A 16,665-nucleotide genomic window follows, 5' to 3' on the forward strand; every position below is an offset into this window, starting at 1 on the left:
TTTACGCCCAAGATAAACCGTCACCCCATGTTTCTCATAAAGTTTATTTAGCATCATGCCATTCTATATAGGTCATTTTTCAGTATTAAGGCCGGGTATATTGCAATAAACAGATTAGCAATATTTAGCAGCTCCAAGGGACAATAAGATGGATTACAAACTAAATCTCGACTGGCAAAGTTTTCTCGACAGTCACTGGCAAAAGCGCCCATTGCTTATTAAAAAAGGGTTTGCGAATTTTATTGATCCTATCTCACCTGACGAACTTGCCGGTTTGGCAATGGAAGATGAGGTTGATAGCCGTTTGGTTAGCCATAAAGAAGGAATTTGGCAAGTTGGTCATGGCCCATTTGAAAGCTATGACCACCTCGGTGAAGAAAATTGGTCTATTTTAGTTCAGGCTGTTGACCATTGGCATCACCCAAGCTCTGCGTTGATGAAACCATTCCGTGTGCTTTCAGACTGGCGAATGGACGATTTAATGATCTCCTACTCAGTTCCCGGTGGTGGTGTAGGCCCTCACTTAGACCAATACGATGTGTTTATTATTCAAGGTGAAGGCCGCCGACATTGGCGAGTGGGAGAAAAAATCCCAATGAAACAACACTGCCCACATCCTGACTTACTGCAAGTGCAACCCTTTGATGCCATCATTGATGAAGAGATGGAACCTGGCGATATTCTCTATATCCCACCAGGGTTTCCACATGAAGGCTACGCCATTGAACCTTCATTAAATTACTCAGTTGGCTTTCGTGCACCAAATACTCGTGAATTAATCAGTAGCTTTGCCGATCACTTAATTTCTAACGATTTAGGTAGTTACCGTTATAGTGACCCAGATTTATCATTTCGTGATAACCCTGCAGAGATTTTACAAGGCGAGCAAATTAAGCTACGTGAGATGATGGGATCACTCATTAATGACCCTGAACTATTTCGTAAATGGCTAGGTGAGTTTATCTCCCAATCACGCCACGAGTTAGACATTGCGCCACCTGAGCCGCCTTATGAGCAAGAAGAAATCTATGATTTACTAAAAACTCAGCAAGAAACCTTATACAAATTAAATGGTCTCAGAGCATTACGTGTTGGCGACCAATTTTTTGTGAATGGAGAATGCTTAGAAACTGAGTGTTATGAAGCCGCGGATAGCTTATGTCGCTATGATGCTGTTAATAGCCAACTTTTAGCTGACGCCATTGATGACGTTAATTTTATCGCACTGCTTACCGCACTCGTCAATAATGGTTACTGGTATTTTGATGATTAGTCGGTACCTATAATATTACATTTGTATTTTATGAAAGGCTCATTAAATATGGGCCTTTTCTTCAAAATAATCTTATTAGTATTATATAACATCTCTCTCCTCCCCATTAATAAAAACCGCTGACTGTAATTAAAATACCTTTATTAATAACTAAATTATTTATTTTAATATGTATTTCATTCCCCGGCCATATACTCCAATTATGAGTCTTACTTACCCATAAGCACGCAAAGATAAAGGACTTTATTTGATTCGATTCTAAACTCTTTTACTTCAATATCGCCAATTTTACCCAGCGTTAATTGCTTCTTTTAAAGATGATAACAACATGAACATAGAAACACTTTTGGCTTTATCATTGTTTTCCTTTGTGACATCCATAACGCCAGGACCCAATAATATTATGTTACTTGCTTCAGGCATTAATTTTGGATTTAGGAAAACATTGCCGCATTCATTTGGGGTATCAATCGGTTTTCTTATTATGCTCGTTGCAGTAGGGCTAGGAGTAGGCACATTGATCCAATCATCCCCTATGGTTTATTCGATATTAAAATATTTTGGAATTATTTATTTGTTCTGGCTTGCATGGAAAACGACTATTAGCCACTCAATTGCACAGACAAATAACCAAGAAATTAAACCACTAACTTTCTTAGAAGCGGCACTATTTCAATGGATAAACCCTAAAGCATGGATGATGGCGGTCTCTGGAATGGCGATGTATACCAATACAACTGCGCCCTATTTATCAATGTTGCAGGTCGCTATCATATTTGCAGCTATCAATTGGCCATGTGTTGCTATCTGGGCTATGTTTGGAAGTAAATTAAGAGAAAGGCTAAAACAACCTAAGACATTAAAGCGATTTAACTTAGTCATGGGAGTTTTACTGGCGCTTAGTGGTATTTCTGTATTATTTCAATAACAACAGTAAGAGTGCTTATTGTTATAAGCACCCTTACTTCTCAAAAAATATCACGATTGCCGTGCGTGAATAGCCGTTAGCTCCGCAATACGCATGATCACACTAACAGCCTGCTCCATACCTTCTTGTGTTATAAATTCGTGTTTACTATGGAAATTATAACCACCTGTAAAAATATTTGGGCACGGTAAGCCGCGATGTGAAAGCTGAGCACCGTCGGTACCACCACGAACAGGTTGAATAACGGGCTCAATGCCACAATCAAGCATTGCTTGTTTCGCTAATTCAATAACATGTGGGTACTTCATGACCTCTTTATGCATGTTATAATAGGTATCATCAAGCGTCAGTTCGATATAACAGCTTGGATGTAGCCCTTCGCCAACTTTTTCAGCAATTCGAATGATATTTTTCTTCCTAGCTTCAAAGCCTGCTAAGTCAAAATCACGAATAATATAATTCAACTCGGCCTTTTCTACTGTCCCTTTTAACGATGTTAAATGATAAAACCCTTCATATCCCTCTGTATTTTCAGGTGTTTCATCAGGAGGTAACATCGAGTGAATACGATTCGCTAAACCTAATGCATTAACCATCACCCCTTTGGCTGTACCTGGATGGGTGTTATTACCGACAATTTTAATCGAAACATTGGCCGCATTAAAATTTTCATACTCTAATTCACCAACACCACCACCATCGACGGTATAGGCCCACAATGCATCAAATTGTTTAAAATCGATATGGCGAGCCCCGCGTCCTATCTCTTCATCAGGTGTAAATGCAAGACAGATTTTACCATGCGGAATATTCTTTTCCTTTAAGCGTACTAATGCTGTAATGATTTCTGCAATACCCGCTTTGTCATCGGCACCGAGTAAAGTTTTACCATCGGTCATGATCAGGGTTTTACCAATCATTTCATGGAGTACCGGAAACATCACAGGGGATAGCACTTCATCACCAATGCCTAACGCAATATCCCCTCCTCGATAATTTTCGAGTATTTGTGGACTCACGTTTTTACCTGAGAAATCAGGCGCTGTGTCTAAATGTGAAATAAAACCAATCGTTGGAACATCCCAACTAACATTTGATGGCAAATAGGCCATCACGCAACCTTGGTCGCTTAGTGTTATTTTTTCAAAACCTAATTCGTTCAGCTCATTAACTAATGCACGGGCAAACTTTAACTGTCCCGCACTGCTCGGTACTGTTTTTGCGTTTAGTTTTGACTGTGTGTCGAAAGCGGTATATTCAAAAAACCGCTCTAAGAGTTTGTCCATACCCTTCCCCCTAAAATATTAATGCTCATATTATGGGAAAGATCACAGATTCAATTATTGTCTCAAATCAGCTTTCCTGTTAATGCTCACTATTTTTATGATAAATCTTTAATAAAATTTATTTTTCAGCCTATTTTTTTATTGATTAACTATTATAGTCACAATCAGCACATATAATTAATAAAGCTAATAATCAAATTATATTAATTAGTAGGTTGTTCGTTATTTGTTACCTAAAAACACTCCATTTGGTTAACTTTCACTCACCCACAACACAGATCATCAATTATTAAATTGAAATAGTGTGCTATATATGATGTCTAATTTTTTATTTATTAGCTAATTAATAAACAAAACGAAATTTTACTCGTTAATAGGAATGTTCATGTCAAAAACATGTTTAATTTATGGTGTCAGCAAAGGCTTAGGCAAGGCATTAGTCGAAGGATTTCCTGAAAAAGTAGACCATATTTATGGTGTTTCCCGCTCAAAACCCCCTTTTGAACAAACTAATTTTACGTGGATCCCTGCTGATTTAAATGACATTAATAGTGCAAATGCCATTAAGCATGTTATTCAAAATCAACCTATTCATACTTTAATTTATAACGTTGGCATATGGGAAAAACTGGCGTTTAATGAGGAGTACCAATTTGAATCGACTGATGACATAGAGTTACTCAATATGGTTCAAACCAATATAAGCGCTTGTTTATTAAACTTAAAAGCGCTTTTACCTAATTTGCGCCTAGCAAAAAACAGTAAGATTATATTGATTGGTTCCACATGGGGTTTAGATAATCATAATGGCAAGGAAGTCACCTTTTCTGCCACCAAATATGCCCTCAGAGGAATAGCTCAGTCATTAAGAGAAACTCTGCGAGAAGATAAAATAGCAATATCAGTCATAAACTTAGGTTATCTAGCAACTGAGTTCCCATTAACTGTTTCTGTCGATGAAGTCATTGAAAGAAGTGATGGGCAATTAATCCCATTACAAGATGTTGTCAATGCCGTACGCTTTATCGCCAATACCAGCAATGCAACTTGCGTCAAAGAGATTACAATGCCCGCTATGATGGATACGAATGTCTAATCTATAAGAGAAAACAATGTGTTTTCCCTTATATTGCCATATATTGAAAGCTTATTGCGTGGTATTCGTTGTCTGTAACTCAGTAATAAGCTTATTAATATATTCAACAACGACTTTGCTAGCTAAACCATAGTGTTTTTCATCGAACTCACTTTCCACTTGGCTAGGCTCTAAATTAAGTTCTACCGTATGGGCCCCATGTAATTTTGCCTCATGGACAAAACCTGCAGCAGGGTAAACATGGCCAGACGTCCCAATAGAAATAAAAATAGTCGCCGATTCAATGGATTGATAAATATAATCCATGCCAATTGGCATTTCACCAAACCAAACAATGTGAGGTCTTAGCGGTTGAGGAAATTGACAACAATGACAACGATCATCCGTGGATAAATCCCCTTTCCACTCCAATACTTGATTTGACCAATTACAGCGAACTTTTAATAGCTCTCCATGCATATGGATAACCCGCTGACTCCCCGCTCTTTCATGCAAATTATCTATATTTTGCGTAATTAACAAAAAGCGGTCACCAAAAAGTTCTTCAAGCTGTGCAAGTGCATAGTGAGCAGCGTTAGGCTTAATATTTTCTTGCTGTAACTGCCGACGCCGCTCATTATAAAAACGTTGTACTAATTCAGGATCACGCTCGAAACCTTCAGGAGTAGCGACATCTTCAACGCGATGCTCCTCCCATAACCCATCCGCAGAACGGAATGTTTGGATCCCTGATTCAGCTGAAATTCCAGCCCCCGTCAAAACGACGATATTGACATTTTTCATGTTATCCAATCTATTATCTATATAAAAAGACCTGTTACGAAGTCGCTGGCGGCGTATACATTTATTCTTACGAGCTTTTTTTAACCTATAACGAAATCGCAACATCAAAGCTTCCTTTCATCCATATAACCAATAAATTTATACCGTATTAAATATTAATTGTTTTCTATCATGTCATTACGACATGAATTTATAAACCTTGATTGTTTGAAATTATTTAAAACAATCAAGCTCAAGTGTGTATTTTATTGGCATATTAACCATTTCCTTACCATAACTGATGACATTATCTAAATGTTAACATACTAAAACGCATCATCATGCTGAATGCAAATAAAAATATCTAAGGTATCGATTTTGTCACTTTTTGTTCATGAAAATGACATCATATCTTCATAAATACGCCATAAAACCGACACAATGGGAAAACAATAAAAAAACCTTTCTCGTTCACTCTGAGTGCAGTTAAAATACGCCTCGCAGATTTTACTGTGTTATTAACTCACCACTACAAGGGATTTCATGGAAAAGTTTTTTGAAAGAGCGATGTATGCTTCACGTTGGATTTTAGCGCCTATCTATTTTGGGCTTTCACTGACACTATTGGCTTTAACCATTAAGTTCTTTCAAGAGCTGTACCATATTTTGCCAAATATCTTTTCAATTCCTGAAGCCGACTTAATTTTGACGCTATTATCATTGATTGATATGGCATTAGTCGGTGGGTTATTGGTGATGGTGATGTTTTCAGGTTATGAGAACTTTGTTTCCCAAATGGATATTCCTGACAGCAGCGAAAAACTCGGCTGGCTTGGAAAAATGGACGCTTCATCATTAAAAAATAAAGTCGCGGCTTCCATTGTTGCAATTTCCTCAATTCACTTGTTAAAAATCTTCATGGACTTAAAAGGTGTCTCAAATGACAAACTAATGTGGTATGTCATTATCCATTTAACCTTTGTATTGTCTGCATTCGTTATGGGTTATCTAGATAAAATGACAAAAAAATAAACAGTAAAATTTATTTTCAAAGTGCCTAATCTCGACAGATAGGCACTTATCTGTTGGCTAATCTTATCTTTATTCCCCTCTTCATTTTCCGCGTTGTGTTACCATCACTGTCCTGAATACCAGTAGCAAGGATACTCAACATGAGCCAACATTTTGTCGGCAAATATGAAGCTGAGATTAAATTTCAATTACCAGACCCTGACACTTTTTTGTATAAAATAAGAGCCGACTTAGCTGAACCCTTTACGGAAAATAATACAGAAACAGATTATTTCTATGAAAACCCGCATTTACCACTGGCCGACAATAACGTCAGCATGTGTGTACGTGAAATGGTGCCATCAGGCATAACATTATGGATAGTTAAAGGCCCTGGGGTTTCTGAATGCAAAGCCATTAATATTGATGACTGCCGCCATGTACAAAACATGTTGACGACACTGGGATACCATTGCTACTTAACCACGACAAAGGTAAGAAGTATTTATTTTCTGAATGACATACACATTACAATTGACCATCTTAGTGGGATCGGTTGGTTTGCTGAGTTTGCCATCATGACTGATGAGCAAGATTTACTTGATAGTTTATATAAAAGGTTGATGGCGACGGCCAAAAAGTATGGATTTACAGAAGAAATGGTCGAAACTCGCAGCTATAGACACATGTTTTTAACTGCACAGTCATCAAATAAAGAGCCAATAAATTTTTAGCGCCATCCCCTAAAAATAATTAGCTCTTTACCCCTAATAACTATTGGCCACTCAGGATCCGTGCTGGGTCTAACTTACTCGCTCGGCGAGCCGGATACCAGCTGGCTAGCAGGCTTAATATAATGGTTGTAATTAAAACATAAACCACATCCATAACATGCAATTCAGAAGGTAAAAAATCAATAAAATAGACATCGCCGGATAAAATTGGATGGCCAACAATAGCCTCTATGACCTTGATCATTGACGTTAAATTTAATGATATGGCGACCCCAAGTACTGCGCCAATCAAAGAACCAACAAGGCCACCCAACAAACCATACCATAAGAAAATAGCGCGGATTTGCCTATCTTTTGCCCCTAAGGTTCGCAATACAGCGATATCACTACTTTTATCTTTAACGGCCATAACAAGCGTAGAAACAATATTAAAACAGGCAACACCGATGACTAAGATCATAGCTAAGTACATGATACTTCTAACCATTTGAATATCATTGTACATGTAGCCATAATCACCAATCCAACTTTTTACAACAACATGATGCATAGTTTTCAAACCTGCATCATAAACGACTTGATCGGCAATAAATGGGTCTGTGGCTTTGATTTCAAACCCTGTCACACCATCCCCATAGTCGAGGTATTCCTGTGCATCGGCGAGTGGAACAAGAGCCAATTGGTGATCTAGCAGGCCACTAAGTTTAAAAACCCCTGTCACCTGCACACGAATACGCTTAGGCTGCTGAATTTTTAAGCTAGCATCCGTATTTGGGATCATGATTGTCACCCAATCCCCAACCTTCACATTCAATGCATCAGCCACACCTTGGCCTAAAATAATCGATTGTTTACCCGCTTCAAAATGCTGCCAAGCGTCATTGAGAATAAACTGTGGTAATGCGCTGACTTGTGACTGAGTCTCTCGTGAAACTCCCATCACTTGGATTGCTTTTAAATTTGCGCCACGCTCAAGCAACCCAGTAAAATTGATGTAAGGGCTAACGCCTTCTACACCCGGTGTTTTCCGAATAACTTGTTCAGCAAATTCCAAATCTTTATAAGGAGGTTTAACTGCATATATTTGCCCATGGGGAACGACAGATAATACACGGTTATTTAATTCACGCTCAAAGCCGTTCATCGCGCTCAAACCGATAATGAGCACCGCAACCCCGAGAACAATACCCAACGTCGAAACTATCGAGACTAACGAGACCATCCCAGTTCGACGTCGGCCACGGCTGAAACGTAGCGCCGTGAGTAGTGAAAGAGGCAATTTAGACATTACCGAGCCCCCAAGGTAATTTCCTGCTGCAAATGCCCATCACGCATTTCCAATTGGCGAGATAACCGGCGAGCCAGTGTCATATCATGAGTGACCACTAAAAATGCGGTCCGCTGTGTTCGGTTTAATTCCCCCAGCAATTCAAAAATGGCGTCTGCATTACGTAAATCCAGATTACCTGTCGGCTCATCGGCTAAAACCAATGCTGGCTCATTCACTAACGCCCTTGCAATAGCAACACGCTGACGCTCTCCCCCTGATAATTCAGAAGGACGATGCCCTGCCCGATGTGCTAGCCCGACGGCTTCTAGCATTTCGGTCGCTTTCGAAAATGCTGTTTCTTTCGCAACCTTGCCAATTAATAAAGGCATCGCCACATTCTCTAGGGCGGTAAAATCCGGTAAAAGATGATGAAATTGGTAAATAAAACCTAAATCTTTATTACGAATAGCCGCACGTTCATCTGAGGATAATTGATTAATATGCTGCCCACGAAAAATGACATTCCCTTCTGATGGGGTATCTAGGCCACCCAGTAAATGTAATAAGGTACTTTTACCTGAACCAGAACTTCCCACAATGGCCATCATTTCCCCAAGCCCCATGGAGAAACTGACATTTTTCAACACTTGCGTCGACAATGTCCCTTCTTGATATGTTTTACTTAAATTTTCACAGACCAGAAGTGGTTGTTTATTCATAACGTAAAGCCTCAGCAGGTTGAACCGCTGCTGCACGCCAAGAAGGATAAAGCGTTGCCAGCAGAGAAATCAGCATTGCACTCAGTGCAATAATTAAAATACCAGAGTAATCAAGCACAATAGGTAAAGAGACACCTTTGGGTAATAAACCAATCAGCGGCATAATGATATTCAGTTGACTAGACAGTATTGTGCCTAATATTGTGCCGATGAGTGAGCCAATCACCCCCGCCCCTGCACCTTGGATCATAAATATCATTAAAATACGCCAACGTTTGAGACCAAGGGTTTTTAAAATAGCCACTTCACCTTGCTTTTCCATCACTAACAATGATAGCGAGGTAATAATGTTAAATGCCGCCACTGCGATAATTAAGCTGAGCAATAAGCCCATCATATTTTTTTCCATGCGAACGGCTTGGAAAAACTCCCCTTTACGCTCTCGCCAATCTTTCCACACTAAGCCGTCTGGTAACGTTTGCTGACTCAGAACGTCAACCTTTAAAGGTTCATCCAAATACAAACGCCACCCAGTAATGTGCCCTGTTGGATAACGTAGCATACGTGCAGCATCTTGCTGTGCGACAACCAATTCGCTCGTATCCGCTTCCCCATTCGTTTGGAAAATACCTGCGACGGTAAATAAACGCTGACTTGGAATACGCCCCATAGGTGTTAACTGACTCACCCCAGGAATAATTAAGCGAACTTCATCACCACGTTTTACGCCAAGCGTTTCAGCCAGTTTGTTTCCCAGAAAAACATTATAGCTGCCTTCTTTAAGGTCACTACGTTGCCCAACAACCAGTTTATCCAATAACAGCGAAGGTTCTTCGGGTTCAATCCCCCCCATGACACCAACGCCAACATTGGTTCGGCTTTGTAGTACCACATCAGATTGCACAATAGGTGCGACATGGCTAACACCGTTTAAATGCTGTAGATCGGTTATTGGATATTTTGCTGGGTCTATGTTCCCAGAGGCAGAGGTTAAAATTGCCTGCGGCATATAAGCAAGTATGCTATCTTGTAAAGATCGCTCGAACCCATTCATCACTGAAGTGACGGTTATCAATGCCGTCACCCCCAGTGTGATGCCAATAGCAGATAAACTGGAAACGAAACGCCCAAATTTATCTGCAGCGCGCCCACGTAAATAACGTAGGCCTATAAATAATGAGACAGATTGGTGCATGAAATCTATGATGCCCCTGTTGCCAAAGCGAAGTGTTCAGCGATAATAAAGGGTACGATTGATGAATGGAACCACTCGATGGTTTTTTTTCTGCTTTGGATGCCTTTTTGTCTGACTTTCAGACGAATTACGGGTTAAAACTGATTGTTTTGTTCCGAATTTTGTAGTTTAACTATTCATTGATTAACTTAACTATTTTTCGTACAAAATTTGGCTATGTTTGTGCTAACTCTTGTTTAACTGCTTACTAATCGCTGTGAGATACCGAAGATTTCTATGTTGTCAAAATTTCGTTATGAACTCCCTAGTCGTAGTGGCGATGTTCGCCATTTAGGTTGCCTTATCGGGGCGGCTGGTGCACTTGAATGTGGAGAAATAATACAACGTCATCAAGGGCCTGTTATCATCGTGACACGTGACATGCAAAATGCATTACGTTTAAAAGATGAAATTCAACAGTTTACACAACACCCTATAGAGACACTTTCTGATTGGGAAACATTGCCATATGACAATTTCTCCCCCCACCAGGAAATTATTTCTCATCGTTTATCGACCTTGTACCGCTTGTCCAGTTTACAAAAAGGCGCGTTAATTCTTCCCGTCAATACACTGATGCAAAAAGTCTGCCCTGCTGACTTTTTAACCAGTCATGCCTTGGTGATGGCAAAAGGTGATAAACTTTCCCGTGATAACTTACGCAATGAGCTCGATAACGCGGGTTACCGTCATGTAGAACAAGTTTTAGAACATGGCGAATATGCAACACGCGGAGCGCTGCTCGATTTATTTCCAATGGGAAGTTCATTACCGTTTCGTATTGATTTCTTTGATGATGAAATTGATAGCTTGCGAACTTTTGACGTTGACTCGCAAAGAACCCTCGAGGAAGTCGAGCAAATTAATTTACTCCCAGCGCATGAGTTCCCGACCGATAAAGACGCGATTGAACGTTTCCGCAGCCAATGGCGCGAGCGTTTTGAAGTTCGCCGTGACCCAGAACATATTTACCAACAAGTCAGTAAAAACACCTTACCAACGGGTATCGAGTATTGGCAGCCTTTATTCTTTGCACAGCCTCTGCCCTCTTTATTTGAATATTTACCGCCATCAAGCTTAATTGTTTCGCAAAGCTTACAAGAGGCCGCTGAACGCTTTCAGGTTGACACCCAGCAGCGGTATGAAAGCCGCGGTGTCGACCCAATGCGCCCATTGCTCCCGCCATCTGAACTCTGGCTAACCGTTGAACAACTTAATCAATCGTTAAAAAACTGGCCACGTATTCAGTTATCTCCCGAGTCTCTGCCCAAAAAAGCGGCAAATACCAATTTAGATTATCTGCCATTGCCTGATATCAGCACACAAGGGCAAAGCAAAACGCCACTCGAAAAATTGCGGCAGTTTACTGAACAGTTTGATGGAACTATCGTCTTTTCTGTCGAAAGCGAAGGCCGACGTGAAACCGTTACCGAACTATTAGCTCGTTTAAAAATTCGCCCTGAAATTATTCAAAGCTATACTAGCCCTGCGGACAACCGGTTTGCCATCACCATTGGGGCCGCTGAACATGGCTTTATTCAGTCTGATATCCATAAAGCACTAATTTGTGAAAGCGATTTACTTGGAGAGCGTGTTGTTCGCCGTCGGTCAGACAATCGCCGCGCCATTAATACCGATACCCTTATTCGTAATTTAGCTGAGTTACGCACTGGGCAACCTGTTGTGCATATTGAGCATGGTGTGGGTCGTTACCAAGGGCTCATTACCTTAGAAGCGGGCGGAATTAAAGCTGAATATTTAATTTTAACCTATGCGGGTAATGATAAACTGTATGTTCCTGTTTCTTCACTCCATTTAATTAGTCGTTATGCCGGTGGTGCGGATGAAAATGCCCCATTGCATAAATTAGGCAGTGATAGCTGGGGACGCGCACGTCAGAAAGCCGCAGAAAAAGTACGTGATGTTGCGGCCGAACTTCTTGATATCTATGCACAACGAGCCGCTAAGGCTGGCTTTGCATTTAAGCATGATAAACAGCAATACCAAGAGTTTTGTCAAGGTTTTCCATTCGAAACAACGCCTGACCAAGAAGCCGCCATCAATGCTGTTCTCAGTGACATGTGCCAGCCATTAGCGATGGATCGTCTCGTTTGTGGCGATGTGGGCTTTGGTAAAACCGAAGTGGCAATGCGAGCCGCATTCCTTGCGATTAATAATAACAAGCAAGTTGCCGTGTTAGTCCCCACGACACTACTTGCACAGCAGCACTATGATAACTTTAAAGATAGGTTTGCTAACTGGCCTGTTCGCATCGAAATGTTGTCACGCTTTAAAACAGCGAAAGAGCAACAACAAATCATTACCCAGACCGCTGAAGGCAAAGTGGATATTCTGATTGGTACCCACAAGTTGCTACAAAGTGACTTGGTATGGAAAGATTTAGGCTTACTTGTCGTCGATGAAGAGCACCGCTTTGGTGTCCGTCATAAAGAACGGATCAAAGCCATGCGTGCAGACGTTGATATCTTAACACTCACTGCCACACCTATCCCTCGTACGCTCAATATGGCCATGAGTGGTATGCGTGATTTATCTATCATCGCCACACCACCCGCGCGCCGCTTGGCCGTAAAAACCTTTGTACGCCAATATGATGACTTAGTTGTCCGTGAAGCAATTTTACGTGAAACCTTGCGTGGCGGCCAAGTTTATTACCTTTACAATGATGTTGAAAACATTGAAAAAGCAAAAGCACGCCTTGAAGAGTTAGTCCCTGAAGCGCGTTTTGTTGTTGGCCATGGTCAAATGCGTGAGCGTGAATTAGAACGCGTAATGACAGATTTCCATCATCAACGTTTTAATGTATTGATATGCACAACAATTATTGAAACGGGTATTGATATACCGACGGCTAATACCATTATTATTGAACGTGCTGACCATTTCGGGTTAGCGCAACTCCATCAACTACGTGGCCGAGTGGGTCGTTCTCACCATCAAGCCTATGCATACTTGCTCACCCCGCATCCAAAAGCCATGACCACCGATGCACATAAACGCCTTGAAGCCATTTCTTCACTGGAAGATTTAGGTGCTGGGTTTGCTTTGGCAACTCACGATTTAGAAATTCGTGGCGCTGGCGAATTACTCGGTGAAGATCAAAGTGGGCAAATGACCACAATTGGTTTTACCCTCTATATGGAGCTTTTAGAAAGTGCTGTTGATGCGCTAAAAGAAGGTCGTGAGCCTTCACTAGAAGATTTAACTAGCCAACAAACAGAGGTTGAGTTACGTATGCCTGTTCTGTTGCCTGACGACTATATTCACGATGTGAATATTCGCTTATCTTTCTATAAGCGAATAGCTAGTGCAAAAGACAGCCAAGAACTCGACGACTTACGTACAGAGCTAATCGATCGTTTTGGTAGCTTACCTGATGCAGGTAAATTCTTATTAACGAATGCAGCTATTCGATTACAAGCTCAAGCCCTTGGTATTAAACGGATTGAAGCCCATGAAAACGGTGGGTTTATTGAGTTTAGTGATAAAAATAAAGTCGACCCAAGTTTCTTAATAAGCTTATTACAAAACCAGCCACAAACTTATCGGTTAGATGGCCCTGTTCGACTAAAATTTTTCCATGATTTAACCGAAAGAGTCTATCGATTAGAGTTTATTAAGCAATTACTCACTGGGTTTGAAGAACATCAAATCATCTAGATTTAACACTGTAAAATGATAAAGGCGACACTCATGTCGCCTTTATCATTTTAATATTTATATAAAAAGGTTATTCCATAAAGCCAAATGTATTTTTGTTCGGTTGCAATTCTAAGACGACTGATGCGTTTCTTGTGACTGGTAATTCATTTTGCTGTAGACAATAAAATGGTAATAATCCTTTTATATCACTGCGAATGGTTTCACATACTGAATTAGATGATGTTAGCACTAAGCGCCCTTTATCATCTAAAGGAATAAACATTGATGGTTCATAGGATGTTCTAACTTTCCCAATGGTTTTACCAATTTGGTACACGACATCATATCCAACAACAACTAATTCCATTTTTTGTGTCTTAACACAAGTTTGATTTTGCATATCAAACAGAGATGGAAAACCTTTCCCTTGTAGCGCTTCAATCATGAAAATCATTTTGCATTCGCTTTGCGCAGGATGAAAACGAGAAAGAGACTGTTGGTTAAAAGAGCCTAAAACCCCTGTTACTGTACAATTTTCATACTCAACAAGACGATTGGATTGAATTGGTTCAACAGATAAAACCGTAGCCAATTTAGTTTCGGGGCCTCGATTGAATAAAGTCACGAGCAAGACAATAAGGAGTGCCACTACAGTTGCTAATAACAACTTAAATTTTAGCTTCATCGTGTTAACCCTTATTAAAATATGCTGTATCTATTGTAACCACTACTCAGAATAATTCGATAATTACGTACTAATCGTATTGTTTTTTAGAATTATCTTAAGCCATCATCAAAAAACGGTTTATTATAACTGTTTTAGAAAGTAGAAACTTTACTATTAGTGTACTTTCTTATATCCATTTAATTAAATCAATTTAATTATTAATAATCAAGCAGATACAAATAAAACTAATTCATTTTTAACTTTTCGTTATATAAACAAATTTATACCTTAATTATTTACACTTAAGGTATTCAATATTCTAATCACTCATTCAATATTAATTACTCGGTTTATGTTTCATTTGGATATAATATATGCATAAGTGATAATGACAATATAATCGATATTTAATATATTACTTTTGATCTAAATAGTTTTTCTAAGCAATATTTAATACAGATAAGTCTTGACAGATTTAGTTAATATATTTTATTAAAAGAGTATTTATCATTATAAATATAAAAAATAATGCACCTGTTATACGAATATACAGGTGCATGTCGATAATAAAACCAGATTAAACAAGTGGTTATTAGCAGATTAGTGCAATTTCAACTTCGGTCGAATAATTCTGTTAATACTGCCAACAAGCATCATTAGCCCAGTTTTAATATAACCGTGCAATGCGATTTGGTGCATACGGTATAAAGAGATGTACACAAAACGCGCAATGCGCCCTTCTACCATCATATCCCCACGCATTAAGTTGCCCATCAAGCTACCAACAGTACTGAAGCGCGAGAGTGAAACTAATGAGCCATGGTCTTTATAAACATATTCTTTTAAAGGTTTATCTTTCATTAACGCGACAATATTGTCATAACATAGACTAGCCATTTGATGGGCTGACTGAGCCCTTGGCGGTACGAAGCCCCCTTCTGGCTTAGCGCAAGACGCACAATCGCCAATGGCAAAAATCATATCATCACGAGATGTTTGTAACGTTGGTTTTACCACCAATTGGTTGATACGATTTGTTTCTAACCCAGCGATATCTTTCATGAAATCAGGTGCTTTGATCCCAGCAGCCCAAACCATGAGATCCGCATGAATTTTACCATCCTCTTTCGTATTCAAACCATCTGCATCAGCGCTGGTTACCATGGTTTTCGTCAATACATTCACACCTAACTTATTAAGTTCTTGATGAGCTGCACTTGAAATTCGAGGGGGTAAAGCCGGCAGAATACGTTCCCCTGCTTCGACTAATGTGACATTCAATGCATCAGTATCTAACCCTTTGAAACCATAACTGGTCAGTTGCTCAACTGCGTTATAGAGTTCTGCTGATAACTCAACGCCTGTTGCACCGCCACCAACAATAGCAATATTAACGCTCTCTTCTGCGTTATCACGGACTGAGTAACGTAAAAACAGATTTAGCATTTCATCGTGAAAACGGTGCGCTTGGTGTGGGTTATCTAAGAAAATACAGTGTTCTTTAACTCCAGGAGTACCGAAATCATTCGAAGTACTGCCTAATGCCATCACTAAAATGTCGTACTCTAATTCACGCAAAGGGACTAATAATTCGCCATGCTTATCATAAAGTTCACCGAGAACCACTTTTTTATTTTCACGGTCAATATTGGTAAGCGAGCCTAATTGGAAATTAAACGCATTATGGCGGGCATGGGCCAAATAGCTTATCGCATCGACGCCATCATCTAACGAGCCTGTCGCAACTTCATGTAACAACGGTTTCCATAAATGACTAGGGTTGCGATCAACCAAGGTAATTTGTGCGCGTTTCTTACGGCCTAGCTTGCGGCCTAAACGTGTTGCCAGTTCTAATCCACCAGCACCACCGCCTACAACGATGATTTTGGGTTGAGATAAGGTCATAAATCCCTCGAAACAAAATATATTAATGTTATTTAAGGTTTCTCATTTAGAAAAACCTTATATAACAATAATTAGCCACAGTTCCTTTCATTCCAATTAGAATATCATGAGTGGTCT

Annotated in this window: 13 protein-coding genes; 6 read left to right on the forward strand and 7 right to left on the reverse strand. The window is 39.8% G+C overall.

What is annotated here, in order from left to right; all coding sequences use genetic code 11:
* Positions 1-148 precede the first annotated feature (148 nt).
* Together PSF67_RS09960 and PSF67_RS09965 are read left to right on the forward strand one after the other, a co-directional pair.
* A complete protein-coding gene (locus tag PSF67_RS09960) occupies positions 149-1,273 on the forward strand; it encodes a ribosomal protein uL16 3-hydroxylase (RefSeq protein ID WP_272676850.1) in 1,125 nt (374 codons plus the stop codon).
* Positions 1,274-1,601: 328 nt separating this feature from the next.
* Complete coding sequence (locus PSF67_RS09965; RefSeq protein WP_166264667.1) at positions 1,602-2,201, forward strand: LysE family translocator; 600 nt, start codon at positions 1,602-1,604, stop codon at positions 2,199-2,201.
* A gap of 50 nt (positions 2,202-2,251) precedes the next feature.
* On the opposite strand, the gene pepT is transcribed toward PSF67_RS09965, so the two are convergent.
* The gene (pepT, locus tag PSF67_RS09970; RefSeq protein ID WP_166264665.1) at positions 2,252-3,487 is read right to left on the reverse strand and encodes a peptidase T; all 1,236 of its coding nucleotides are present in this window, start codon (positions 3,485-3,487) and stop codon (positions 2,252-2,254) included.
* A 385-nt stretch (positions 3,488-3,872) separates the two neighbouring features.
* On the opposite strand from pepT, the gene PSF67_RS09975 reads away from it, so the two are divergent.
* A complete protein-coding gene (locus PSF67_RS09975) occupies positions 3,873-4,583 on the forward strand; it encodes an SDR family oxidoreductase (RefSeq protein ID WP_166264663.1) in 711 nt (236 codons plus the stop codon).
* 51 nt (positions 4,584-4,634) lie between these two features.
* Here PSF67_RS09975 and cobB read toward each other — a convergent pair whose 3' ends face one another.
* Positions 4,635-5,468 (reverse strand): Sir2 family NAD+-dependent deacetylase, encoded by an 834-nt coding sequence (gene cobB / locus PSF67_RS09980; RefSeq protein WP_102137806.1) that lies wholly within the window; start codon positions 5,466-5,468, stop codon positions 4,635-4,637.
* A gap of 420 nt (positions 5,469-5,888) precedes the next feature.
* Between cobB and PSF67_RS09985 the strand changes: the two genes are divergently transcribed.
* Both PSF67_RS09985 and PSF67_RS09990 read left to right on the forward strand, forming a co-directional pair.
* Entirely contained in the window at positions 5,889-6,377 is a 489-nt protein-coding gene (locus tag PSF67_RS09985; RefSeq protein ID WP_102137742.1) for a TIGR00645 family protein, read from the forward strand.
* A 140-nt stretch (positions 6,378-6,517) separates the two neighbouring features.
* Positions 6,518-7,090 carry a class IV adenylate cyclase gene (locus tag PSF67_RS09990; RefSeq protein WP_272676851.1) on the forward strand — a complete coding sequence of 191 codons (573 nt, stop codon included), beginning with the start codon at positions 6,518-6,520 and terminating at the stop codon, positions 7,088-7,090.
* A 40-nt stretch (positions 7,091-7,130) separates the two neighbouring features.
* On the opposite strand, the gene lolE is transcribed toward PSF67_RS09990, so the two are convergent.
* From lolE to lolC, 3 genes are read right to left on the reverse strand one after another with little or no spacing between them, the layout of a single operon-like run.
* Positions 7,131-8,378 carry a lipoprotein-releasing ABC transporter permease subunit LolE gene (lolE, locus tag PSF67_RS09995; RefSeq protein WP_166264661.1) on the reverse strand — a complete coding sequence of 416 codons (1,248 nt, stop codon included), beginning with the start codon at positions 8,376-8,378 and terminating at the stop codon, positions 7,131-7,133.
* Positions 8,378-9,079 (reverse strand): lipoprotein-releasing ABC transporter ATP-binding protein LolD, encoded by a 702-nt coding sequence (gene lolD, locus PSF67_RS10000; RefSeq protein ID WP_125891188.1) that lies wholly within the window; start codon positions 9,077-9,079, stop codon positions 8,378-8,380. Before lolD ends, lolE begins: the two co-directional genes overlap by 1 nt.
* Positions 9,072-10,274, reverse strand: a complete 1,203-nt coding sequence (gene lolC, locus PSF67_RS10005) for a lipoprotein-releasing ABC transporter permease subunit LolC (protein WP_102137738.1) — start codon at positions 10,272-10,274, stop codon at positions 9,072-9,074. The genes lolD and lolC overlap by 8 nt, the downstream gene beginning before the upstream one ends.
* Positions 10,275-10,550: 276 nt before the next feature.
* On the opposite strand from lolC, the gene mfd reads away from it, so the two are divergent.
* Positions 10,551-13,994 (forward strand): transcription-repair coupling factor, encoded by a 3,444-nt coding sequence (mfd, locus tag PSF67_RS10010; RefSeq protein ID WP_102137737.1) that lies wholly within the window; start codon positions 10,551-10,553, stop codon positions 13,992-13,994.
* A 70-nt stretch (positions 13,995-14,064) separates the two neighbouring features.
* Here mfd and umoD read toward each other — a convergent pair whose 3' ends face one another.
* Together umoD and PSF67_RS10020 are read right to left on the reverse strand one after the other, a co-directional pair.
* The gene (gene umoD / locus PSF67_RS10015) at positions 14,065-14,661 is read right to left on the reverse strand and encodes a UmoD family flagellar biogenesis regulator (RefSeq protein WP_102137736.1); all 597 of its coding nucleotides are present in this window, start codon (positions 14,659-14,661) and stop codon (positions 14,065-14,067) included.
* 582 nt (positions 14,662-15,243) lie between these two features.
* Positions 15,244-16,548 (reverse strand): NAD(P)/FAD-dependent oxidoreductase, encoded by a 1,305-nt coding sequence (locus PSF67_RS10020; protein WP_004253300.1) that lies wholly within the window; start codon positions 16,546-16,548, stop codon positions 15,244-15,246.
* Positions 16,549-16,665 lie beyond the last annotated feature (117 nt).

This window comes from Providencia sp. PROV076, assembly GCF_028483405.1.
GTDB classification, from domain to species: Bacteria; Pseudomonadota; Gammaproteobacteria; order Enterobacterales; family Enterobacteriaceae; genus Providencia; species Providencia huaxiensis.